Annotated in this window: 19 protein-coding genes; 4 read left to right on the top strand and 15 right to left on the bottom strand. The window is 67.1% G+C overall.

The window, feature by feature from the left end; all coding sequences use genetic code 11:
* Window positions 1-7 precede the first annotated feature (7 nt).
* The 5 genes from fabD to E8M83_RS12620 all read right to left on the bottom strand — a co-directional run bounded on the left by fabD (window position 8) and on the right by E8M83_RS12620 (window position 4226).
* Window positions 8-943, bottom strand: coding sequence for an ACP S-malonyltransferase (gene fabD / locus E8M83_RS12640; RefSeq protein WP_137173713.1), 936 nt, complete (start codon window positions 941-943; stop codon window positions 8-10).
* Window positions 944-988: 45 nt separating this feature from the next.
* Window positions 989-1975 (bottom strand): beta-ketoacyl-ACP synthase III, encoded by a 987-nt coding sequence (locus E8M83_RS12635; protein WP_137173712.1) that lies wholly within the window; start codon window positions 1973-1975, stop codon window positions 989-991.
* A 20-nt stretch (window positions 1976-1995) separates the two neighbouring features.
* Window positions 1996-3072, bottom strand: coding sequence for a phosphate acyltransferase PlsX (plsX, locus tag E8M83_RS12630; RefSeq protein ID WP_137173711.1), 1077 nt, complete (start codon window positions 3070-3072; stop codon window positions 1996-1998).
* A gap of 222 nt (window positions 3073-3294) precedes the next feature.
* Entirely contained in the window at window positions 3295-3477 is a 183-nt protein-coding gene (gene rpmF / locus E8M83_RS12625; RefSeq protein ID WP_005666806.1) for a 50S ribosomal protein L32, read from the bottom strand.
* A gap of 239 nt (window positions 3478-3716) precedes the next feature.
* Window positions 3717-4226, bottom strand: a complete 510-nt coding sequence (locus tag E8M83_RS12620) for a DUF177 domain-containing protein (protein ID WP_137173710.1) — start codon at window positions 4224-4226, stop codon at window positions 3717-3719.
* A gap of 85 nt (window positions 4227-4311) precedes the next feature.
* Here E8M83_RS12620 and E8M83_RS12615 point away from each other — a divergent pair, with 85 nt between their 5' ends.
* Together E8M83_RS12615 and E8M83_RS12610 are read left to right on the top strand one after the other, a co-directional pair.
* Window positions 4312-4926, top strand: coding sequence for a Maf-like protein (locus tag E8M83_RS12615; protein WP_137173709.1), 615 nt, complete (start codon window positions 4312-4314; stop codon window positions 4924-4926).
* Window positions 4927-4942: 16 nt separating this feature from the next.
* Window positions 4943-5692 carry an SAM-dependent methyltransferase gene (locus E8M83_RS12610; RefSeq protein WP_137173708.1) on the top strand — a complete coding sequence of 250 codons (750 nt, stop codon included), beginning with the start codon at window positions 4943-4945 and terminating at the stop codon, window positions 5690-5692.
* 1 nt (window position 5693) lies between these two features.
* On the opposite strand, the gene E8M83_RS12605 is transcribed toward E8M83_RS12610, so the two are convergent.
* From E8M83_RS12605 to E8M83_RS12565, 9 genes are all read right to left on the bottom strand, one after another.
* Window positions 5694-6902, bottom strand: a complete 1209-nt coding sequence (locus E8M83_RS12605) for a TonB family protein (RefSeq protein WP_170976784.1) — start codon at window positions 6900-6902, stop codon at window positions 5694-5696.
* Window positions 6903-7034: 132 nt separating this feature from the next.
* Window positions 7035-8321, bottom strand: a complete 1287-nt coding sequence (locus tag E8M83_RS12600) for an EAL and HDOD domain-containing protein (RefSeq protein ID WP_137173706.1) — start codon at window positions 8319-8321, stop codon at window positions 7035-7037.
* A gap of 134 nt (window positions 8322-8455) precedes the next feature.
* The gene (rlmJ, locus tag E8M83_RS12595; protein WP_137173705.1) at window positions 8456-9712 is read right to left on the bottom strand and encodes a 23S rRNA (adenine(2030)-N(6))-methyltransferase RlmJ; all 1257 of its coding nucleotides are present in this window, start codon (window positions 9710-9712) and stop codon (window positions 8456-8458) included.
* A gap of 127 nt (window positions 9713-9839) precedes the next feature.
* Complete coding sequence (gene aceA / locus E8M83_RS12590; RefSeq protein WP_137173704.1) at window positions 9840-11138, bottom strand: isocitrate lyase; 1299 nt, start codon at window positions 11136-11138, stop codon at window positions 9840-9842.
* 352 nt (window positions 11139-11490) lie between these two features.
* Window positions 11491-14100, bottom strand: coding sequence for an ATP-dependent chaperone ClpB (gene clpB, locus E8M83_RS12585; protein WP_137173703.1), 2610 nt, complete (start codon window positions 14098-14100; stop codon window positions 11491-11493).
* Window positions 14101-14176: 76 nt separating this feature from the next.
* Window positions 14177-14563 (bottom strand): fluoride efflux transporter CrcB, encoded by a 387-nt coding sequence (crcB, locus tag E8M83_RS12580; RefSeq protein WP_170976783.1) that lies wholly within the window; start codon window positions 14561-14563, stop codon window positions 14177-14179.
* Window positions 14548-15006, bottom strand: a complete 459-nt coding sequence (locus E8M83_RS12575; RefSeq protein WP_137173702.1) for a molybdenum cofactor biosynthesis protein MoaE — start codon at window positions 15004-15006, stop codon at window positions 14548-14550. The genes crcB and E8M83_RS12575 overlap by 16 nt, the downstream gene beginning before the upstream one ends.
* The gene (locus E8M83_RS12570) at window positions 15003-17669 is read right to left on the bottom strand and encodes a DUF349 domain-containing protein (protein WP_137173701.1); all 2667 of its coding nucleotides are present in this window, start codon (window positions 17667-17669) and stop codon (window positions 15003-15005) included. Before E8M83_RS12570 ends, E8M83_RS12575 begins: the two co-directional genes overlap by 4 nt.
* Before the next feature lie 79 nt (window positions 17670-17748).
* Window positions 17749-18321, bottom strand: coding sequence for a hypothetical protein (locus E8M83_RS12565; RefSeq protein WP_137173700.1), 573 nt, complete (start codon window positions 18319-18321; stop codon window positions 17749-17751).
* Window positions 18322-18683: 362 nt separating this feature from the next.
* Here E8M83_RS12565 and E8M83_RS12560 point away from each other — a divergent pair, with 362 nt between their 5' ends.
* Entirely contained in the window at window positions 18684-19952 is a 1269-nt protein-coding gene (locus tag E8M83_RS12560) for an exonuclease SbcCD subunit D C-terminal domain-containing protein (protein WP_137173699.1), read from the top strand.
* Entirely contained in the window at window positions 19949-23710 is a 3762-nt protein-coding gene (locus E8M83_RS12555) for an AAA family ATPase (RefSeq protein WP_137173698.1), read from the top strand. Before E8M83_RS12560 ends, E8M83_RS12555 begins: the two co-directional genes overlap by 4 nt.
* A 4-nt stretch (window positions 23711-23714) precedes the next feature.
* Here E8M83_RS12555 and E8M83_RS12550 read toward each other — a convergent pair.
* On the bottom strand, window positions 23715-24319 hold a 605-nt coding region (locus E8M83_RS12550; RefSeq protein WP_170976782.1), incomplete at its 5' end, for a dihydroxy-acid dehydratase.

Here is a 24319-nt window from a genome sequence, read left to right as displayed (position 1 = left end):
TTATCTTTTATTCGGAGAACGAGGCCAGCACGCGTTCCAGCGCGGCCTGGTCGACCAGCGCTTCGCCGACGAGGTTGGCGTCGATGCGCTTGGCCATGCCGATCAGGGTCTTGCTCGGCGCGCATTCAATGACCTGGGTCACACCCTCGGCAGCCATCTTCTGCATGGTCTCGACCCAGCGCACTGGACCTGCGGCCTGGCGCACCAGCGCATCCTTGATCTGTTCGGGGTCGCTCAGCACGGCGACGTCGACGTTGTTGATGACGTCGATTTGTGGCGCGGCAAACTTCAGCTCCGCCATATAGGTACGCAGGCGGTCCGATGCCGGTTTCAGGAGCGACGAGTGGAATGGCGCCGACACCGACAGCTTCATGGCGCGCTTGGCGCCCTTGGCCTTGGCGATCTCGCAGGCGCGCTCGACGGCGGCGGACTGGCCGGCGATCACGATCTGGGTCGGCTCGTTGAAATTGACGGCTTCGACCACTTCGCCCTGCGCTGCCTCGGTGCAGACGGCGCGCACGTCGTCGGCCTGCAGGCCGAGGATGACGGCCATGCCGCCCTGTCCGACCGGCACCGCGTCCTGCATCGACTGGGCGCGGAAGCGCACCAGCGGCACGGCGTCGGCGAACGGGATCACGCCAGCCGCGACCAGGGCCGAATATTCGCCCAGGCTATGGCCCGCGACCACGTTCGGCACCGGGCCGCCGGCCGCGATCCAGGCGCGGTAGACGGCGACCGCGGCGGTCAGCATGACCGGCTGGGTATTGGTCGTGAGATCGAGGTCTTCCTTCGGGCCTTCGGCGATCAGGCGCTTGAGGTCGAAGCCCAGGGCATCGGACGCTTCTTGCACGGTCTGGTCGACGACCGGGTTACCGGCAAAGCCGTTCAGCATGCCCACTGCCTGGGCGCCTTGTCCGGTGAACAGGAATGCGAATTTGCTCATCGTTGTTTTCCGTAGTGTTGTTGTTATCGGGAGTGCGGCCGGCGCTTACATGCGCGCCAGCACCGCGCCCCAGGTAAAGCCGCCGCCCACGCCTTCCATCAGCACGTTCTGGCCCGGCTTGATGCGGCCATCGCGCACCGCCTGGTCGAGCGCCAGCGGGATCGAGGCGGCCGAGGTATTACCGTGCTCATGGACGGTGACGACCATCTTTTCTTGTGGCAGGCCGAGCTTCCTGGCGGTGCCGTTCATGATGCGGATATTGGCCTGGTGCGGCACCAGCCAGTCGACCTGCTCGGCGGAAACGCCGGCATGGTCGAGCACTTCGTGCGCGACTTTCTCGAGCACCGACACGGCCAGCTTGAACACGGCCGGGCCGTCCATGTGCAAAAAGCCGCTGCCGGCCACCGCGCCATTGGCCAGATTGCCCGGAATCGACAAGATGTCGGCATGGCTGCCGTCGGCATGCAGCTTGCAACCGAGGATGCCTGGCTCGCTCGAGGCTTCGAGCAGCACGGCGCCGGCGCCGTCGCCGAACAGCACGCAAGTGGTGCGGTCGTTGAAGTCGACGATGCGCGAAAACACTTCGGCGCCGATCACCAGCACGCGCTTGTGGTTGCCGGCGCGGATGAAGGCGTCGGCGGTCGCGACCGCATACACGAAGCCGCTGCACACGGCCGCCACGTCGAAGGCGGCGCTGCCGTTGGCCATGCCCAGTTTTTGCTGCACGATGCAGGCCGTGCTGGGGAAGCTGCCGTGGAAATCGGGGGTGGAACTGGCGACGATCACCAGGTCGACGTCGCTGGCGGTCTTGCCGGCCATCTCGAGCGCGCCGCGGGCGGCGTGCACGGCCAGGTCGGACGACAGCTCGTCGGGGGCGGCATAGTGGCGCGCCTCGATGCCGCTGCGGGTGACGATCCACTCGTGCGAAGTCTCGACGCCCTTCTCGGCCAATTGCGCGGCGAGCTGGTCATTGGTAACGCGGTTGGCTGGCAGGTAGCTGCCGGTGCCGGTGATTTTGCTATACAAGGTCATTGCTTCACCATCCTGCTGGGTTATTGCGCCTGGCGCTGGCCATCGAGCACGGGCGCCGGCGCCGCTGCGGGCACGGCCGCCGGAGCCGTTACCGGGGAGCTCGGCATCAGTTCGGCGATCAGGGCCGACAGGTGCTCTTGCACATTATTGTGCGCGGCATCGTAGGCGCGCTTGATTGCCCACTCGAAGGCATAGGCGTTGGCGCCGCCATGGCTCTTGAAGACCAGGCCTTTCAGGCCGAGCAGGCCCGCGCCATTGTAGCGCTCGGGATTGAGCTTCTTGAGCGCCTTGCGCGCGAATACCGCGCCCAGCATCGACATGATGCTTTCCTTGAACGTGGTCTTCATGAAGCGCGACAGGCCCTCGATCGCCTTGAGCATGACGTTGCCGACGAAACCGTCGCACACGACGACATCGACCGTGCCCTTGAAGATATCATTGCCTTCGACATTGCCGAAAAAGTTCAGTTTGCCACGCTCCGCATCGGCGCGCAGCAGCACGCCAGTGGCCTTGACCACCTCGTTGCCCTTGATTTCCTCGGTGCCGACGTTGAGCAGGCCAATGGTCGGACGCGGGATACCCTCGATTGCCGAGCACAGCACCGAACCCATGATGGCGAACTGGTGCAGGTGATCCGGCTCGCAGTCGACATTGGCGCCGAGGTCGAGGATATAGGTCGGGCCACCCTTCTGGTTCGGCATGATCGAGCAGATCGCCGGACGGTCGACGCCGGCCATGGTCTTGAGCACATAGCGCGAGACGGCCATCAGGGCGCCGGTATTGCCGGCCGAGACGCAGGCATTGGCGCTGCCGTCCTTCACCGCCTCGATCGCCACCCGCATCGACGAATCCTTCTTGCGGCGCAGGGCCACTTCGACCGGATCGTCCATCGCGACGACTTCGGAGGCATGCTTGACGGTCAGGCGCGGGTGATCGTCCGCGTGGTGCTTCTTGAGTTCTGCGCGCAGCACATCTTCGACGCCAACGAGCACGAGCTCGGCGTCAGCTTGCTTTTTGAGAAAGGAGATGGCTGCCGGAATGGTGACTGAGGGGCCGTGATCGCCGCCCATGCAGTCAATGGAAATTTTAATTGTCATTTGTTGGAGATGCCGCGGCTCACACAAGACGGGCGGCCAGAGGGGATCGGGTCGTGGCGCGCATGCGCACGGGATCCAGGCTGTTCAACATGACGGTGCCAGGAGCGTTGAAACGGGCTCCGGGGATGCAGCCGGTTACTGAGCAGATGCCAAAGAAAAAGCGGCGCCACGCAGATAACATACGTTGCGCCGCTTTCATGATGCTAAAAGCCAGAACGTCGATTACTCGTCGTTCTTGGTCTTCAGGACCTTGCGACCACGGTAGAAGCCGTTAGGCGAGATGTGGTGACGCAGGTGGGTTTCGCCGGTGGTCGGCTCGACTGCCAGGTTAGGGGCGGTCAGGAAATCGTGCGAACGGTGCATGCCGCGCTTCGATGGGGATTTCTTATTCTGTTGAACAGCCATGATAACTCCTAGTACAAAGTTCTAAAATTTTAACACATTCGATATGCAAAAAGGATGCAAGTCGAGTATCTCGGCGGCAAGCCTTGACGGCTGCCGACATGTTGAACGCTGCTACAACTACCGCGAATGCCATACTCGATTGCACGCGTTTGACACGTTTGTTTGCAGAATTTGGACGACATTGTTTCTACGCTGCCGCCACCGTACTGCGAATCCTGTGCTGCTGATTGTTCTTGCTGTTACTTCTCTTCCGGGCCGGCCTTCAAGTTCTTGAGGGCGGCGAAAGGCGACACTTTATCGGTTTTCAGGCGATCGAGCAAGCCCGTATCCGGACAAACTTCATGCCGCGGCGACTGCGGCAAGGCCAGCAAGGCCTCGTCCTCGAGCAGTTCGCGGATGTCGCAAGTGCGGCTGCCGACGATCACGTCGATGCTTTCGTCGTCGAGGATGACCTCGATTGCATCGGCGTCTTCATCGTTCTCGCCCAGCACCAGCATGGTCGACGAATCGATCTCGTAGTCGAGCGGCTGCAGGCAGCGCTGGCATACCAGCTTGACGTGCCCGGCGACCGCGAGCGTCAGGGCAGGATAGCCCTGGCGGGTCTTGCCGCCCTGGATCGACCAGCTGATATCGCCGCTCTTTTCCACACTTTCCGCGGCCAGGCGACGCATGTCGACCAGGGGCGTAGCGCCTTCACGATGGCCGTCGTTCTTGCAAAACTCGAAGGCGTCGATGACAAAAGCGCTCATTTGGAAAGTTACCCCGGAAAACCTGCGATAATAGCAGGCTTTTCGCGCCAGCGTCAAAAAACCGTCGTTTTCTTCTCACCGCCCCATGACACTGCCCCCCTCGCGTGTACGCCTGATCCTGGCGTCAAGTTCGGCCTACCGCCGCGAACTGTTGCAACGGCTCGGCCTGCCCTTCGAGGCGATCGCCCCCGATATCGACGAGACGCCTTTGGCGTGCGAGACCCCGCACGCCACCGCGCTGCGCCTGGCGCGCTCGAAGGCGCAAGCCATTGCACGGCTGCATCCCGGCGCGCTGGTGATCGGTTCCGACCAGGTCGCCACATTGGACGGGCTGCAGATCGGTAAACCAGGCGACCATGCGCGCGCCCTGGCCCAGCTGCAATTGATGCGCGGGCGAGAAGTCGTGTTCCACACCGCCCTGTGCCTGTGGGATGGCCGCCTCGCCGATCCTGGCCAGGCCGCGCAAGTCGAGAACGTGCAGGTACGCGTGGCTTTCCGCGACTTGCCCGACCACGAACTCGACGCCTACCTGCGCATCGAACAGCCCTATGATTGCGCCGGCAGCGCCAAGAACGAAGGGCTGGGCATTGCCCTGCTCGACAGCATCCAATCGAACGACCCGACCGCCCTCACCGGCCTGCCGCTGATTGCCCTCACCGGCATGTTGCGCAAGGCCGGCGTACAGTTTTTTGGCACCTGATTCCACTTATTCCACCATGCCCGGCACCCTGTACCTGATCCCGAACACCCTCGGCCCGACCGACGCCGCTCCCGGCGCGTTGAACGCCCTGCTCCCGACCCAGGTGCAGGCGCTGACAGCCACGCTCGATTACTTCGTGGCCGAGAACGCCAAGACCGCCCGCGCCTTCCTGAAATTGATCGCGATCGACCACCCGCTGGCGAAACCGCTGCAGGAAATCGCCATCGCGGAACTGAATGTGAACACGCCGCCGGCGGCGCTGGCGCAGTTGCTGGCCCCGCTGCTGGCGGGGCGCGACGCCGGACTGGTATCGGAGGCCGGCGTGCCGGCGGTGGCCGATCCCGGCGCCGACCTGGTGCGCCTGGCCCACCAGCACGGGATCGCCGTGCGTCCGCTGGTCGGGCCGTCGTCGCTGCTGCTGGCCGTGATGGCGAGCGGCCTCAACGGCCAGAGCTTCGCCTTCAACGGCTACCTGCCGACCGACGCGGCGCAGCGCACCAAGCGCATCCAGGACCTGGAAAAGCGGTCGCACAACGAGCGCCAGACCCAGTTGCTGATCGAGACGCCCTACCGCAACGGCGCCATGCTGGAAGCGCTGGCGGCCAGTTGCCAGCCGGGCACGCTGATCTGCGTGGCGACCGACCTGTCGCTACCCAGCGAGTCGGTGCGCACCCTGACGGCGGCCAAGTGGAAGGCCGCGCTGGCGGCCAACAAGGGGCCGGACTTCCACAAGAAGCCGACCGTGTTCCTGTTGCTGGGCCAGTAGCTCAGAACAGTGGCCTCGACTCGAGGGGGCGGTCGCACACTGCCAGGGATGTTGGCCAGCCCATGCGTCGCCACGTGGCATTGTAGTCGGGGTCGCTCGCCATCCGGATCTGCATGAGGCGTATGCCCGCCTCGCAATGCCCCTTGTCAGCACCGTGTTGTAACATCGCGCCCGCCAGCGTGCTGTCGCCGCGCCGCGCCAGCGCGGCGCTGTAGCCATAAAAGGCGGCCGGATCGCGCGCGCGCATCGCCGCATCGAACAGCGCAAGCGCTTCGTCCGGCGTCTCGGCCCTGGCGCGGCCGGCCTCGATCAAAGTCGCCAGCGCGGTTTCGGCCCGCCCGCTGCTGCGCCCGAGCGCCTTGCGGTACTGGGCCGCGGCTTGCGCATCGTCCTGCACGGTGCCCAGCCCCCGCTCGTAGACACGTCCCAGGTAATAGCGCCCCTTCGGATCGTCGCGCGTGGCGGCGCGTGCCAGCCAGGCCTCGGCTTCGGCGCGCTGCTCTGCAGAATCCGCGCGATCGAGCAACAGCAGGCCAAGTCGCACCTGGGCCGGCGCCAGTCCGCCCTCGGCCGAGCGGGTCAGCCAGTGCAGCGCCTTGTCCATATTTTGCTCGCCCGCGGCGCCATACTGGTAGGCCCAGGCCAGGTTGTCCTGGGCCCAGCCGTGCCCCTGCACGGCCGCTTTCGCATACCAGTAGACCGCCTTCCGGCGGTCGCCAGGCACGCCATTGCCACGGTAATACAGCACGCCGAGATTGTTCTGGGCCTGGGCGTGGCCGCTATCCGCCGCCCGCCGGTACCAGGCCGCGGCCTGCGCCATGTCGCGCTTGAAGAAGCGTCCTTGCTCATGCCAGGTGCCAAGTGTGGTCTGGGCGGCAGGGTCGCCTTCTTCCGCCAACTCCTGCGTGCTGGCGACCAGTGCGGGATCCAGCGGCCGCGGCGCTTCGCCCGGCGTCCAGACGAACTGCGCCCGGTAGCGTTTGCCGGGCGGCTTGCCCAGTGTGGCCAGCACATGGAAGGTGCATGTGCGGATGCCGGTCAGCGCCGACGTGTCGAGATCGGTCCTGCCGCTGGAAACGGCGACACGGGCGTCGGCGACCTTGCCTTCGGCATCGAGCTGGATCTCCAGCATCGACTTGCCGCCGGCCCTATCGGCCAGCGCGGCGCGCGGATAGGCAGGACGGGTGCAGGCGTAAAGATCGAGCTTCATCGCCTGCCGTATGCGCTCCTGCTCTGCAGAATCATGAACCGACAGGGTCGCCGCGGCGGCGGCAAGGAAAAGGATGGCGAGACTCATCCCATGACTGTAGCGCCTTGCGAGGCGCTACACCTTCACGGAATGTCACGCATCGCGCGAAGGGTGCTGGGCGTCGTTGGTCAGTTCGCGCACCCAGTCGAAGGCTGCCAGCTCGATCTCGCGCACTTCGGCCACGGTCAGGCCGATCTTCCTGAGCGCGCTGGCCAGTTTGCGGCCGCCCTCGGCCGCCTCGAGCAGTTCGGCGATGCGCAGCATGGTGCCGAAATCGCCTTCGCGCTCGAGCAGCGCTTCGCGCACGTCATGCGCGATATCGACATGGGCCAGGATGTCGGCCATCGGCACCGAGAACAGGGCCTCGGCCAGCGACATGATGCCGACCGTGAAGGCGCGGTCGGCGCTGGCGGTGTCGCCCGGCCGCACGCGCAAGGTCATCAATTCGAGCAGCTTGCCGCGCGTGGTGGCCAGTTGCAGCAGGGGCGACTTGAGCTCGACCCGGGCGCCGGCCGCCGTGTACAGCAGGATCTGCAGCCAGCGTCCCAGCTGGCGGCGCCCCAGCTGGACCAGGGCCTGCGACAGCGATTCGATGCGCGGGCCAGCCACGGCGCGGCTGTTTACCAGGCGCAGCAGGTTCAGGCTGATCAGGGCGTCGCGCTTGACGGCGGTCTCGATCGCCTGGCTGTCGGCATTCGAGTTGACCAGTTCCAGCAGGCGCAGGATGGTGATCTCGGAGGGCGTGATCTTGCGGCCGCTGAGGATCACGGGACGCGCAAAATAATAGCCCTGGAAGTATTCGAAGCCGAGTTCCATGCACAGCTTGAATTCGTCGATGGTTTCGACTTTTTCGGCCAGCAGGCGCTTGCCGGTGCCGCGCAGCGAATCGACCAGCTGGGCCAGCGCGTTCGGCGCGACGCCTTTGACGTCGACTTTGATGATGTCGACCAGTTTCACCAATTTGTCGAGCTCGCTCGAATGCTCGACCACGTCGTCGACCGCGAACTTGAAACCGAGTTCCTTGAGTTCGGCCACCCGCGCCAGCAATGCCGGCGTCGGCTCGACGGTCTCGAGGATTTCGAGGATGACCTTGTGGGGTGGCAAAAAGCGCACAAAGTCGCTCATCAGCACGACTTCGTCGACATTGACGAAGGCGAGCTGGTCGCCCACCACCTGCTCCATGCCGAGCTGGGAGGCATGCGAGATGACGGCGGCGGTGGCCGCGGCGCCGTCGGTCAGCTTGGCGTCGTCATCCTCGCCGGCGGCGCGAAACAGCAGCTCGAACGCCACCAGATGCTGGTCGCGCCCGAGTATGGGCTGACGTGCAAGAAAGAAATCATCGGACGGCACGGAGACCGCTGCCGTTGCATCGGCATGCATCGAAAAATACTCCTGGAAACAGTCACGGCAGCGCGCCGCGCCCGGTGGACGGCACGCGCCACCCATGCCGACTATACTACAAAAACGCCAATCTTAGCATTTCGACATCGAATCGAATCGAATTGGGCTGGTGGTCAGCCTTCGCGTCCACCCTGGCGGTTGCGGCCATTGCGCGGCGCACCTGGGGCCGACGGCCGTGCGGGACTGCTGCGCGGAGTGCGCGGATTGGCGTCACGCGGTGCGCCATCGCGCGACGCGGCGTTGCGCGAGGTAGCGCTGCGCGGGGCGCGCGGTGCGCCATCAGGAGACGCAGTCTCGCGCGGCGTGGCGTTACGCGGACCACCGGCACGGGCCGGCTTGGCGGCCGGGGCCGGCGCCTCGTCGGCGCGCGGCATGCTCTGGCCCGGCAGGCGCAGGCTGCCCTTGCCCGACAGCGGGCTGGCGCGGCGCGCATTGCCCACCGGCGCGCGCGGCGTGTCGCCCACCATGCGGCCGGAGGCGGCGCCGGTCACCTGCGCGCCCTTCTCGATCGTGAAGCGGGCGCCGGCATCCTTGCCCAGCACGCGCACCAGGTAGGGCATGACTTCGCGCAGGATCGGCTCGAGCGTGTACGGCGGGTTCAGGATGAACATGCCGCTGCTGTGCAGGCCGGTGCCGTCCGGGGTCGGGGTAGCGGTCGTCAGGGTGACATTCAGCCATTCCTTGGCCGGCAGGCGCTTGAGGCGGTCGGCGAACTGGCGTGACTCCATGCGCTGCAGTACCGGATACCAGATCGCGAAGATGCCGCTAGGGAATTTCGCCAGGGCTTCATCGAGCGCATCGCGCACGCGCTTGTAGTCGTCCTTGATCTCGTACGGCGGGTCGATCAGCACCAGCGCGCGGCGCGAGGGCGGCGGCAGCAGCGCCTTCATGCTGTGGAAGCCGTCGCCGTGCTCGATCATCACGCGACGGCCGCGCGAACGCTCGCCCTGCTCGGCCTTGTGTGCGTCGAGCTTGCGGAAGTTATCGGCCAGGATCTTGCAGTCGGCGGGATGCAGTTCGAACAGGCGCAGGCGATCCTGCTCGCGCGACATCTGTTCGGCCACCCAGGGAGAACCCGGGTAGTAGCGCATCTTTCCGCTCGGATTCATGCCCTTGATGAGGTCGAGGTATTCCTTCAGTGGGGCTGGAACGTCGGTGCAGTTCCATAGCGGGCCGATGCCGGTTTCAAATTCCGCGGTCTTGTTCGCCTGGAAGCTGTCGAGCGAGTACACGCCGGCGCCCGAGTGGGTGTCGATATAGGTATAGGCGGCGTCCTTCTGGTTCATGTACAGGTGCAGCTGCACCTGTACAAAATGCTTGAGGACATCGGCGTGGTTACCCGCGTGGAAGGCGTGGCGGTAGCTCAACATAAGCTGGAATTCCTAAAAGAGTCGTTGCCGCGGAAAAGGTGGCGGCAGAATAGGCGCCATTATCCACTACAACCGACTACGGCTGGGAATTCCAATTGGGTCGGCGGGTATCGTGCCGCCCCAACGATCACGCCACCTTTTTCTCTTCGAAGAACTGTTCGTCCTCGGTCGAGCCATGCAATGCGGTGGTCGAGCTCTGGCCCTGCTGGATGGCCTGGGTCACGGCGTCGAAGTAGCCGGTGCCCACTTCGCGCTGGTGCTTGACGGCGGTGAAGCCTTTCTCGGCGGCGGCGAATTCGGCCTCTTGCAGCTCGACGAAGGCCGACATGCCGCTGCGGGCATAGCCGTGCGCCAGGTTGAACATGCCGTAGTTGAGCGAATGGAAGCCGGCCAGCGTAATGAACTGGAATTTATAGCCCATGGCGCCCAGCTCTTGCTGGAACTTGGCGATGGTGGCGTCGTCCAGGTTCTTTTTCCAGTTGAACGATGGCGAGCAGTTATAGGCCAGCATCTTGCCCGGGAATTTGGCGTGGATCGCCTCGGCGAAGCGGCGCGCGAACTCAAGGTCGGGCTTGCCGGTCTCGCACCACACGAGGTCGGCATACGGCGAATAGGCCAGGCCGCGCGAGATCGCCTGCTCGATACCCGGCTTGACGCGGAAGAAGCCCTCGACCGTGCGTTCGCCGGTGCAGAATTGCTTGTCGTTGGCATCGACGTCGGACGTGAGCAGGTCGGCCGCCTCGGCATCGGTGCGGGCGATGACCAGGGTGCCCGTGCCCATCACGTCGGCCGCCAGGCGCGCGGCGTTGAGCTTTTCGACCGCTTCGCGGGTCGGCACCAGCACCTTGCCGCCCATATGGCCGCATTTCTTGACCGAGGCCAGTTGATCTTCAAAATGCACGCCGGCAGCGCCCGCCTCGATCATCGACTTCATCAGCTCGTAGGCATTGAGCACGCCGCCAAAACCGGCTTCGGCATCGGCCACGATTGGTGCGAAGTAGTCGATGTCGTCCTTGCCCTCAGACCATTGGATCTGGTCGGCGCGCTGGAAGGTGTTGTTGATGCGGCGCACGACCAGCGGCACCGAGTTGGCCGGATACAGCGACTGGTCGGGGTACATCTCGCCGGCGGCGTTGGCGTCGCCCGCCACCTGCCAGCCCGACAGGTAGATTGCCTTCAGGCCGGCCTTGACCTGCTGCATGGCCTGGTTGCCGGTCAGGGCGCCGAGGGCGTTGACGTAAGGTTCGTCGTGCACCAGGTTCCACAGCTTGTCGGCGCCGCGCTTTGCCAGCGTGTGTTCGATCGCGACCGAACCGCGCAGGCGGACGACGTCGGCCGCCGTGTAGTTGCGGACCACGCCTTTCCAGCGCGGGTTGGTGTCCCAGTCTTGCTGCAGTTCTGCGATTTGCTGTTCACGGCTAGTCATGGTGTCTCTCCTGGAGGTGGGTGATGCGATTGACGGTAATGCGAATTCCCTTGAACAAATCATAGCCCGCTTGTGCACAGCACAATCACTCTTATATAAGACAGATCAGTAAATTTTTCTCTTTAATTTTCAGAGACTTATATGTGCAATTTCGGCATGCGGAATGATATTTCTTACAATGAGAACAAGACAGTGTTTGCGATTTGCTGCGCATTCCGCATGGCAGGATCATCATTTCGCATCCTGAAAAATTGCGTCTTATTTCCCGTCAAGAAATATGGCAAGCGCGCGGCCGTTAACGACAAAGGGCGCGGCAGTTGCCGCGCCCTTTGTCAGTACCACCCCGCCGCGCTTACTTGGCCAGGTCGACCGTCTCTTCGCCAAACACCAGCTCGCCGCCACGCACCCGCACCGGGATGACATCCTTTGGCCCGAAGCGACCTGCCAGGATCGCCTTCGACAGCGGATTCTCGATCTGCTGCTGGATCGCGCGCTTGAGCGGCCGCGCGCCATATACCGGATCGTAGCCGGCCTCGGCGATTCTTTGCAGCGAGGCGTCGTCGATATCGAGCGTCATCTCCATCTTGGCCAGGCGTCCTTCCAGGTTGTGCAGCTGGATGCGGGCGATGGCGCCGATATTCTTCTCGTCGAGCGCATGGAACACCACGATCTCGTCGATCCGGTTGATGAACTCGGGACGGAAGTGCCCGCGCACCTCGGCCATCACGGCCAGCTTGACCACCGCCGGTTCGTCGGTGTCCATCGACTGGATCCGGTGCGAGCCCAGGTTCGAGGTCATCACGATCACCGTGTTCTTGAAGTCGACGGTGCGGCCCTGGCCATCGGTCATGCGGCCATCGTCCAGCGCCTGCAGCAGCACGTTGAACACGTCCGGATGCGCCTTCTCGATCTCGTCGAGCAGGATCACGCTATACGGCTTGCGGCGCACCGCCTCGGTGAGGTAGCCGCCCTCCTCGTAGCCGACATAGCCCGGCGGCGCGCCGATCAGGCGGGCCACCGAATGCTTCTCCATGAATTCGCTCATGTCGATGCGGATCAGGGCGTCCTCGGTGTCGAACAGGAAGGCCGCCAGCGCTTTACAGAGCTCGGTCTTGCCGACGCCGGTCGGCCCCAGGAACATGAAGGAGCCGTACGGGCGGTTCGGATCCGACAGGCCGGCGCGCGAACGGCGGATCGCATCCGACACCGCCTCGATTGCCTCGTCCTGGCCGACCACGCGCTTGTGCAGCTCGTCCTCGATGTGCAGCAGCTTGTCGCGCTCGCCCTGCATCATGCGCGCCACCGGGATGCCGGTCGCGCGCGCCACCACTTCGGCGATTTCCTCGGCCCCCACCTGCGTGCGCAGCAGCTTGGGCTGCTGGCCATCGGCGTGGGCGCGCGCCGTGGCTTCCTCGGCCTGGCGCAGCTGGGCTTCGAGCTCCGGCAGGCGGCCATACTGCAGCTCGGACGCCTGCTGCCAGTTGCTCTGGCGCCGCGCTTCTTCCATCTGGTAGCGGATGCGCTCGATCTCTTCCTTGATATGGGTGGTGCCCTGCACCGCCGCCTTCTCGGCCTTCAGCACTTCTTCATAATCGTTGTACTCGCGCTCCAGGCGCGCGATTTCCTCGCCCAGCAGCTCCAGGCGGCGCTGCGAGGCTTCGTCCGTCTCGCGGCGCACGGCTTCGCGCTCGATCTTCAGCTGGATCATGCGGCGTTCGAGACGGTCCATGACCTCGGGCTTGGAATCGATCTCGATCTTGATCTTGGCCGCCGCCTCGTCGATCAGGTCGATCGCCTTGTCGGGCAAGAATCGGTCTGTGATATAGCGATGCGACAGCTCGGCCGCGGCGATGATCGCCGGGTCGGTGATGTCAACCTGGTGGTGCAGCTCGTATTTTTCTTGCAGGCCGCGCAGGATGGCGATGGTCGCCTCAACGCTCGGCTCGTCGACGATGATCTTCTGGAAGCGGCGTTCCAGCGCGGCGTCCTTCTCGACGTACTTGCGGTACTCCTCGAGCGTGGTCGCGCCGACGCAGTGCAATTCGCCCCTCGCCAGCGCGGGCTTGAGCATATTGCCGGCATCCATGGCGCCTTCGGCCTTGCCGGCGCCGACCATGGTGTGGATCTCGTCGATGAAGACGATGGTCTGGCCCTCATCTTGCGCCAGCTCTTTCAACACGCTCTTGAGCCTTTCTTCGAACTCGCCGCGGAACTTGGCGCCCGCCAGCAGCGCCGCCATGTCGAGCGACAGCACGCGCTTGCCCTTGAGCGAATCGGGGACCTCGCCGTTGACGATGCGCTGGGCCAGGCCCTCGACGATGGCGGTCTTGCCCACGCCCGGTTCGCCGATCAGCACCGGATTGTTCTTGCTGCGCCGCTGCAGCACCTGGATCGCGCGGCGGATCTCATCGTCGCGGCCGATCACGGGGTCGAGCTTGCCGGCGCGCGCGCGTTCGGTCAGGTCGAGCGTGTACTTCTTGAGCGCTTCGCGCTGGCCTTCGGCCTCGGGCGAATTGACCGACTCGCCGCCGCGCACGGCCGAGATGGCCGACTCCAGCGACTTGCGGGCCAGGCCGTTCTCGCGCGCCAGGCGGCCGGCGTCGGATTTGTCGTCACTGAGCGCCAGCAGCACCATCTCGGACGACAGGAACTGGTCGCCGCGCTTCTGTGCCTCGCGGTCGGACAGGTTCAGGAGCGCCATCAGGTCGCGCCCGGCCTGGACGTTGCCGCCGGCGCCGGTGACCTTCGGCTGGCGCTCGAGCGCCAGCTTGAGGGCATTGCCCAGCGCGCCGACATTGACGCCGGCGCGCTGCAGCAGCGAGCGCGGAGCGCCGTCGTCCTGGTTCAGCAGGGCCGCCAGCAGGTGGATGGATTCGATGTACTGGTTATCGTTGCCGACCGCCAGGCTCTGGGCATCCGCCAGGGCTTCCTGGAGCTTGGTCGTCAATTTGTCTTGCCGCATGGTGTTGCTCCCTAGAGGTTGTTCTTAGTTCGAGAACAAGATAGGGATCGGCAAGACACTTTTCAAGATGCGCAACTCAGCCACGCAGCGCGCGCCAGGTCGCAAAGCCCGCCGCGCACAGCAGGAGCGAACCGAACAGGTGCAGCGCCGTGTGCGCCAACGCCCAGCCGACTTCGCCGCGCTGGAGCAGGGTCACCGACTCGCCCGAGAAGCTGGAGAAGGTCGTCAGGCCGCCCAGGAAGCCGGTGACGATGAACAGGCGCCACTCGGGCGCCAGCTGCGGCTGGGCAGTGAAGAAGCCGAGCGCGAGGCCGACCAGAAAGCCGCCGAGCAGGTTGGCGGCCAGGGTCCCGACCTGCACGAAGCCGTGCAGGCTGCCCAGCCAGAGACCGAAGCCCCAGCGCAGCCAGGCGCCAAGGGCGGCGCCCAGGCCGACCGCGGCGAAACTCAGCGAGCTTCCCACTTGGCCCGGGCGCTGTCGTCGGTGACGCGGGCGTCGACCCAGCGCGCGCCATCCGGTGTCTGCTCTTTCTTCCAGAACGGCGCGTCGGTCTTGAGATAGTCCATGATGAACTCGCAGGCCGCGAAGGCATCGCCCCGGTGGGCGGCGCTGCAGGCCACCAGCACGATCTGGTCCAGCGGCGCCAGCGGGCCGACGCGGTGGACGACCAGGGTGCCGTACAGGGGCCAGCGCGCGCATGCGCGCGCCGCGATCTCCTGGAGCGACTTTTCGGTCATGCCCGGATAGTGTTCGAGCTCCATCTCGGACACACGGGCGCCGTCGTTCAGGTCGCGCACGGTGCCCACGAAGGACACCACCGCGCCGATGCGCGCATCGTTCGCGCGCAGGCGCGCCACTTCGAGGCCGAGGTCGAAATCCCCGGCTTGTACCCGTACTTCGTTCATGGATGGTCCTTCGGCTGGCGCAGCAGCAAATGTTCGATGCGCGTTTCGGTGCGTACGTCGAGCACGGCCGGCAGGGCCAGCAGCGCGCGCAGTTCGGCCGTGTGCGCGCCGGGCTTCTGGCCCGACTTGAGGGAGCTTTGCAGCACCTCGACCTGCAGGCGCAGGCGCTCGCGCGCGAACTCGGCGCCGCTGTCGATACCAGCGGCGATCTCGAGGCGCAGCAGCTCGTTCAGCAGGCGTTCGCGGTTGCCTTCCATCTGGCGCACGTACGCCGCACGCTCGCCTTCGGACGCCTCGAGCGCCGCCAGCGCGGTGACGAAGCGCGCCTGCAGGATCGGCTCATAGCCGCCCTCGAGCGGCAGCAAGGCATCCCAGCGCCCGCGCCAGTCGGCGGCCTGGGTGTGGGCGTCGGGATTGGCCAGCGCCGTCTCGAGCGCCTGCACCAGCCGCAGCTTGTCGCGCACGGCCCCGGCCAGCGCCGTATCCTGGGCGCGGCGCGCGGCGCCGGCATGCTGCTGCACGCTGGCGATCGCGGCGTGGTAGCGCTTGTCGATGCGCGCCTCGTGGGCGCGCGGCACCGGGCCGATCGCCTGCCATTCGGCGGCCGCTTCGCGCAGCAGCTTGCCGACGTTGGCAGGCGTGGCCTCTGCCGCGGCGGCTTCGAGCCGCTCGCACACGGCCTCCTTGGCCACCTCGTGGGCGCGCCGTTCGCTGTCGGCCGCGTGCGCGTGTTCCTTGCGCGCCGCGAACAGCGCGTCGCAGGCACCGCGGAAGCGCTGCCACAGCGCCTGCTCGGCCTTGCGCTCGAGCGGCAGCGCGCGCGCATGTTCTTGCCAGCGCGCCTGCAGTTCGCGCAGCAGGTCGACCGCGTGGCGCTCGTGCGGGTCGAGCTTGTGCACTTCTTCGATCAGCTGCTCGCGCACCGCGATCTCGACCTTGCGCTGGTTTTCCAATGGTCGCTGCAAGGTGGTCAGGGCCTCGGAGAACAGCGTGTCGAGGCGCTTCTTTTCCTTGCGGTCGACCGCGCCCAGGTGGCTCCAGGCGGTGCGCAGGCGCTGCACGGTGCCCGACACATGCTTCCAGTCGGCTTCGTTCGACGCCAGGCGCGCCACCTCGGCCTGGGCTTCCTCGACCAGGGCCTGGCCGCGCGCCGCATTGCTGTGGCGTTCATCGGCCAATTGCCTGAAGTGGGCCGCGGCCGGCGCGTAGGCGGCGCTGCAGGCGGCGTCGAAACGCTCCCACAGGCTGCGCGGCGCCGATCCGGACAGGCTGTCCAGGGCTTTCCAGCGCTCGCGCATGCTGCCCACCTTCTTGGCCAGCTCGGCCATCGCCAGGCCCTGGGCCGGCAGCGACTCCACCGTCTTGATCAATTCTTCGCGCGATACGTTGCCACCCCAGCGCGCCCAGTCCGACAAGCGCTTGAGTTCGGCGCGCAGATGGGCCAGGTGGTCGGCCTGCGGCGTGGACAGGCGCGTGCCCTTGTCCTTGGCTTCCTTCAGTGCCTTGTCGAGCTCGGCGGCGGTGCCGAGCGAACCCTGTTGCAAGGCGGCCTCCAGCGCGTCCATATTGTCGAGGAAGGCCTGGTCGGCGCCGCGCGCGGCCGGCCTGGAGCCCTCTTTCACCGCGGCGGGCGCCGATGTGCGTTTCTGCGGCTCGGGCGGCAAGGCCGCGCGCAGCGCCGCGAAGCGCGCCTCCAGGGCGGCGCCGGCGCCGTTCGACGGCAAGGCCGGCAGGCGCTGCCACTCCTTGCGCAGCGTATCGGGCTTGAGCTCGGCAGGGACCTGGGCTTCCCATGCGGCCAGCGCGGCCTCGCGTGCGGCGAGCGCGGCCTGGTCTTGCTCGAGCGTCGCCAGGCTCGCAGCCAGGCTCGCACCCAGGCGTGCGTGTTCGGTCGCGAATTCGGCCACCAGCGCGCGTGGCAGCGAAGCGTGGCCGGGATCGACCAGCGCGGCTTCTTGCTCTTGCTGCAAGGCAGTCAGGCGTGCGGCCAGCGCGGCCGCATCCAGGCCGCCCGTTTCCAGCTGGCGCAGCACGGCCAGGCGGTCGATCATGGCGCGCTGCAAGGCGACCTGCGATGCGAGTCGCTGGCCGAGTTCGGCGCGCACGGCGTCGAACTCGGGCGCCAGCCCGGGGGCGCGGATGACCGACCATTTGCGGTCGAGCTCGGCAACGTGGTTCGGCGTCAGCAGGGCCTCGCCCAGCAGCGTCCTGGCCTGGGACAGGGCTTCCTGGCCGCGGCGCAGTTCGGCATCGTGGTGGCGGATCGCGTCCAGCCTGCCCTGCACCAGCTTGGCGACGCGGCGGTCGACGTTGCGCATCGCCGTGTGCACGCGCTCGAGCTGTTCGCGTCCGTGGACCAGCTCGGCCGCGGCGAGGCGCAGCTCGGAGAATTCGGATTGGAGGAGAAAATCGACAACGGCCGCTTCGTCGGCGCCTAGTTGCTTGAGCCGTTCGGCCTGGCGTTCGCGGGCGTCGGCGAGGGCTGCACGGGCATCACGGGCGGCATGCGCGTCATGCGCAGGCGCCGCAGTCGACCCGGCATTGCCCGACTTGCCCGAACCAGCCCTGGCGCTGCCGACCGCCGCGGCGGGGGCCTTCGCGGCAGGCTTGGCGCCGGATGCGGCCGATTTCCCGCCCTGCCGCTTGAATAGGAATTCGAACATGATGAAATCGCACTTCCAAAACTCCCATCATAGCAAAGAACCACGGTATCGATCGGCATGCACGGGCCGGCCGTCCTCCCTAATTTACCACCGGCAAGGCGTGATTTTGCTTTGAAGAAAGCTCCTGCGGCGGCATGCCGCGTGCCGCCGCCATGCCCGCGCCCCGGTTCTCGTTCTGGTGGGCGTCATGCGCGAGCATCTGGTTGGCGATCGCGAACCAGGTCTCGCCCGGGATCATGGTGCGCGCCAACGGCAGCAGTTCGCGCTCTTCGCGCTCGAGGCGTTCGAGCAGCAGCTGGCAGCAACGCTCGAGCGCCGCCAGGCAGCCGGGATCGCCCTCGAGGGCGGCGGCCTGGGCGGCCTGGCGCGCGTCACACGCCTGCCGGCTCAATCCATCCAGCTCGGCCACCAGCCTGGCGGCATCCTCTCCGCGGCGGCGCAACGCCGGCAGCACGAACTTGTCGAGCTTGCGCCAGTGGCAGGATTCGCTGACCTGGCGCAGGGCGTCGCAAGCCTGTTCGTACTGGCGCATGGCGGGCGGCTCGCCCCACCAGGCGCCGGGGCGCCAGCGTTCGAGCAAGGCCTGCACCTCGATCCGCGTGCGAGCCTGCTCGACGGACAAGGCGACCAGCGTATAGGTTGATGTCAGCATGGTGTCTCCTCTAGATGCTCTCGTCGCTCCTCCGGCGGGCGTGGACTGTCCACGCCTGGGGCGGCCGGGGATGCTTTATATAGGGGGTGGCCGGCTATTGGTTTGGTCTGGCGCCGGCCGACAAGAACTTCGTAGTGTAGAGAGAAGGAGGTAGGCGGGTTTGACATTGCTCAAACCCGATTTCACAATGCGAGCGAGGTCAGGCGGGGTTAATTTCCTGTACCAAATGTCCCTTCAACATGCTACTGAAAGCCGGCGCGCGCCGCCTGTTTCGGCCGCGTCACATGGTTTCTCCAGCAGCCCAGCCGCAGGCTGCGCTATAGTAGGCGCCGATTTGTCGTTTCACTTTTCTCGAGTCTCTCATGCGGCTGCTGCACACCTCCGACTGGCACCTCGGCCAGACCCTGCACAATCACGACCGGACCTACGAACACCAGTGCTTCCTCGACTGGCTGGCCGACACCCTGGTCGAAGAGCGCATCGACGTGCTCCTGATCGCGGGCGACATCTTCGATACCGCCAATCCGTCCTCGAGCGCCCAGCGCCAGCTGTACCGCTTCCTGCAGCAGGCCAGGGCGCGCGTGCCGCAGCTGCAGGTGGTGGTCATCGCCGGCAACCACGATTCGCCCGGCCGGCTCGAAGCGCCGGCGCCGCTGCTCGAAGCGCACGGGACGATCGTGGTCGGCAATGTCCTGCGCCGCGGCGATGGCGAGATCGACCTGGAACGCCTGCTGGTGCCGCTGCACGACCGCGACGGCAAGGTCGCGGCCTGGTGCCTGGCCGTGCCTTTCCTGCGCCCCGGCGACCTGCCGCGCCTGCGCGCCGAAGGCGAGGAAGCGGCCGGCGAAGGCCCGCGCGACCCTTACCTGCACGGCACCGCCCTGCTGTACCGCCAGGCGCATGCGCTGGCGCGCGAGCGGGCCGCGGCCGGGCAACCCATCATCGCCATGGGCCACTGCCATATGGCCAAGGGCGAACCATCGGTCGACTCCGAGCGCCGCATCGTGATCGGCGGCAGCGAAGCCCTGCCGGTCAGCATGTTCGACCCGGGCATCGCCTATGCGGCGCTGGGCCACCTGCACCTGGCCCAGCGCGTCGGCGGCCTGGAACACGTACGCTATAGCGGCAGCCCGCTGCCGCTGTCGTTTTCCGAAGTCGACTACCGGCACCAGGTGCTGCGCATCGATCTCGAGGGCGGCAAGGCCGGCGCCATCACGCCATTGTTCGTGCCGCGCCCGGTGCAGCTGCTGCGCGTGCCGGCCTCCCCGGCCCCGCTGGAAGAAGCACTGGCGGCGCTGGAAAGCCTGGAACTGGACCCCGGACTGCCAGAGCAGGCCTGGCCCTATCTCGAGGTGCGGGTGCTGCTGGACGGCCCCGAACCGGGCCTGCGCGGGCGTGTCGAAGCGGTCGTGGCCGGCAAGCCGGTCCGCCTGGCCAAGATCGAGCCGACCCGCAAGCTGGTGGCCGGATCCGACGAACCCGAGGCGCTGAGCCTCGACCAGCTGGCGCAGCTGCAGCCGGACGATATCTTCCGCCGCCTGTGGCGGCAACGATATGGCGACGAAGCGCCGCCCGAGCAGATCGATTCGTTCGCCGAACTGTTCCACGCCGTGGAAGGAGACGCGCGATGAAGATCCTGCGCATCAGCGGCAAGAACCTGGCTTCGCTGGCAGGCGAGTTCGCGGTCGACTTCGAGTCCGAACCGCTGGTCTCCTGCGGCCTGTTCGCCATCAGCGGCCCGACCGGCGCGGGAAAAAGCACCCTGCTCGACGCCCTGTGCCTGGCGCTGTACGGCGACACACCGCGCCTCTTGAAGCGGTCGAGCACCCGCCTGCCGGACGTCGGCGAAGACACGGTGACGGCCCAGGATCCGCGCACCTTGCTGCGCCGCGGCGCGGCGGAGGGCTGGGCCGAGGTCGATTTCGTCGGCAGCGACGATGGCCGCTACCGCGCGCGCTGGGCCGTACGCCGGTCGCACAAAAAGCCCAGCGGCGCGCTGCAGCCGGTCAAGGTCACCCTGCATCGCCTGCCCGAACTGGCCCCGCTGGGCGGCACCAATACCGAATCGGCCGCCGAGATCGTCCAGCGCGTCGGCCTGTCGTTCGACCAGTTTACGCGCGCAGTGCTGCTGGCCCAGAACGAGTTCTCGGCTTTCCTGAAGTCCGACGAGAACGAACGCGGCGAGCTGCTCGAAACGCTGACCGGCTCCACGATCTACAGCGAGATCTCGCGCCGCGCCTTCGAGCGCTACAAGCTCGAACAGCAGCGCACCCAGGCGCTGCAGGCGAAGCTGGAGAACGCGGCGCCGCTCGCGCCCGAGGAACGCGTACAACTCGACACCGAGCGCTGCGCAGCCGATGCGGCGCGCGAGGCGCTCGACAGCCGCCACGCCCTGCTGGAACAGCTGCTGCGCTGGCACCACGAACTCGACAAGCTCCAGCGCAGCGAAACCCAGGCCGAGGAAGCGCTGGCCGCCGCCAATGCCCAACGCCTGGAAGCGCAGGAACGCCGCCAGCGCCTGGCCACGCTGGAAGCGGTGCAACCGGCGCGCCCGCTGGCGGTCGAAGTCCAGCGCCTGGAAACCGAGCGGCGCCAGGCCCAGTCCTCGGTGGCCAAGCTGGAAGCCGAGCTGGCGGCGGCGCTCGAATTGCGCCGCACCAGCAGCGGCGAAGTCGACGCCGCCATCGCGCGCCTGGACGCCGTTGACGAGCAGCTGCGCGCCGCCGCTCCACAACTGGACCAGGCCAAGGCGCTGGATGCGGCGCTCGACACGCTCGCCCCCGGCCATGCCCAGGCCAGGAATGCGCTGGAAGCGGCGCGCCAGCAGGCGCGCGAGGCACGCGTCCAGCACGGGGCCAAGTCGGACGAGCTGGCGCGCGCACGCGGCCAGCGCGACGCCGCCGCCACCTGGCTGGCGGCCCAGTCCCGGCACGAAGCCGTGGCCACCGGCTGGCAGCAATGGGAACGCCTGCTGCGCCAGGCCGACCAGGCGCAAGCCGCGCTCGCCGCCGGCGCAACGGCGCTGATCGCGACCCGCACGGCGGCCGACCAGGCGCTCGGGCGCGATGCCCAAGCGGCGGGCGCGCTGGCCCAGGCGATCGAGCGCCTCGACACCCTGGAAGCGAACCGGCGCACGGCGATGGCGGCGCTCGAAGGCTTCGACGCCGAAGCGATCGGCGCCGAACGCCGGCAACTCGAGGGTCGCCGCGAACGGCTGGCGGCGTTTGAGCGCACCTGGCTCGATCTGGCGGCGGCGCGCCAGACGCTGGCCGGCGTGGCGCGCGAATCCGAGCGCGCCGCGACCGGCGCGGCAGGCGCCGAACGCGCCCTGCAGGAGGCGCGCGGCGCCGCGCCGGCACTGGAGGCGGCGATGGCGCAGGCCGAGCGCTCGCTGAGCGCGGCCGAACTGGCCTGCGCCGCCAATGTGGAGCAACTGCGCGCCAACCTGGTGGACGACGACCCCTGCCCCGTGTGCGGCGCCCTCGACCATCCCTACGCCCACCAGGATGCGACGCTCAAGGCGATGTTGACGGGCCTGCGGGCCGAAGTCGACGGCTGCCGCATGCGGGTGCGCGAGAATGGCGCGCTGCAGGCGACCCAGGGCGCCGCCCTCGCCGCCGCCAGGGAGCGGTTGGCCGCGCTTTCGCAAGACCGCGCGGCGATCGATCTGCGCATTGCCGCCCTGGCCGACGCCTGGGATGCCGATCCATTGGCAACCGAGGCGCCGGGCGAACAGGAATGCAGCGACTGGTTCGGCGCGCAACGCGGCGTCTTGCGCGCTGCCCTCGATGCGCTCGCGCAGCGCGAACAGGCATGGCGCGCTGCCGCCAATGCGCGCGATGCGGCCCAGCGTGAAGTCGACGGCGCCCAGTCGGTGCTGGCCAGGCTGCGCCAGAATGCCGAGGCCGAGCGCGAAGCCGCCGCCCGCCTGCAGAACGAATTGAAAACCCTGGACGCCGGCCAACAGGCGGCGGGCGCGCAACTGGATGCGTTGCTCGCCGAACTCGATCCCGCCATGGCCGCCGCCCACGGCGATGGCTGGCAGGCGGCATGGCGCCGCGACACTGCCGGCTGGAGCCAGGCGCGTGCAGCCGAGGCCGCCCAATGGCGCGAGCAGACCGAGGTCCAGGCCCGCAGCGCCGCCGCGATCGCGACCCTGGAAGTCGAGGCCGGAGCGGCCCAGGCACGTATCGCCGAGATCGACGCGACGGGCGCCCGGCTGGCGGCCGAGTTCGAGCGCATCGACGGCGAGTTGGCCGCGAAACGCGCGACCCGCGCCACCTTGTGGCAGGGCCGCGCTGCAGCCGAGGTAGAACGCGAACTGACCGTCGCCGTCAGTGGCGCGCGCGCGCAGGTAACGGCGCGCCAGCAAGCCGCCAACGAGGCGACGCAGGCCGAAACCCGTGCCCGCACCGCGCTGGCCCAGCTATCCGAGCGCATCCTGGAGCTCGACGGGGCCGGCGCCGCGGCCAGTGCGGCCCTGGCCGACTGGCTCGAAGACTACCGCCGCCAGGCCGACGGCCTGGACCAGGAACTGGACGAAATCGGGGACACCGATGAACTGGCGCGCCTGCTGCAGGTCGGCGCCGCCTGGCTGGCGCAGGAGAGGAGCGCCCTGACTGCCATCGAGACCCAGGTCGGCAACGCTACCGCCATCCTCAACGAACGGCGCGCCCAGCGCGCGGTGCACGTGGCGTCAAGCCCGCCGGATGGCCAGCCGGTCGAGGCCGTGAAAGCCAGCTTCGACGCGCTGGTCGTCGAGCGCCAGGCCGCGATCGAAGCGGCGACCGCGCTGCGCCTGCGCGCGATGCAGGACGACGAGCGGCGCCGCCAGGCCGAATCCAGCCTGGCCGAGATCGAGCGCCAGCAGGCGCTCGAGCAGCGCTGGGGCAAGCTGTCGGAGCTGATCGGTTCCAGCGACGGCAAGAAGTTCCGCAACTATGCCCAGCAGTTCACGCTGGACGTGCTGCTCGGCTATGCCAACGAACACCTGAAGCAACTGGCGCGGCGCTACCGCCTGGAGCGGGTCAGCTACCAGGGCATGCCGTCGCTGGCGCTGATGGTGCGCGACCAGGACATGGGCGGCGAAGTGCGCTCGGTGAACTCGCTGTCGGGCGGCGAATCGTTCCTGGTGTCGCTGGCGCTGGCGCTGGGCCTGGCCTCGCTGTCGTCGAACCGGGTGCGGGTCGAATCGCTGTTCATCGACGAGGGCTTCGGCAGCCTCGATAGCGAGACGCTGGGCGTGGCGATGGATGCGCTCGACGCCCTGCAGTCGATGGGCCGCAAGGTCGGCGTGATCTCGCACGTGCAGGAGATGACCGAGCGGATCGCGACCAAGGTGCTGGTGCGACCCGCCGGCGGTGGTAGCAGTACGGTAGTAGTGGAGTAAAGCCTTAGTGGTTGTGGCGTGGCATATCGTGCGCCACACCGCGGTAAGGCAAGGCCAGTTCCATGCAGGCGCCCCGATGCAGCTGGCCGACCGTGGCGCGGTAGATCTCCTGCCACGGCGTCTGGCTGGCGGGAATCGCCGGCGGCGTTTCCTGCTTGCGCGCTTCCAGCTCTTCATCCGACAGCTTCACGTCGCAGCGACCGTGGTTCAGGTCCACGCGAATCACGTCGCCCGTGCGCAGCAGCGCCAGGTTGCCGCCGGCCGCGCTTTCGGGCGAGGCATTCAGGATCGACGGGCTGTCCGAGGTGCCCGACTGGCGGCCGTCGCCCAGGGTCGGCAGGTTCATGATGCCTTCCTTGATCAGGTGGTCGGGCGGCTGCATATTGACCACCTCGGCCGAGCCGGGCCAGCCGACCGGGCCGGCGCCGCGGATCACCAGCATCGTGCACTCGTCGATGCCCAGGCTCGGATCGTTGATCCGGTGGTGGTAATCGTCCGAGCCGTCGAACACGACCACCTTGCACTCGAAGCAGTTCTCGTGGCCCGGATTGGCCAGATAGCGCGCGCGGAAGGCCGGCGAGATCACGCTGGTCTTCATGATCGCGAAGT

Source organism: Massilia sp. HP4 (assembly GCF_005222695.1).
GTDB lineage: Bacteria > Pseudomonadota > Gammaproteobacteria > Burkholderiales > Burkholderiaceae_D > Telluria.
This window is presented reverse-complemented; position numbering and strand designations above follow the sequence as displayed.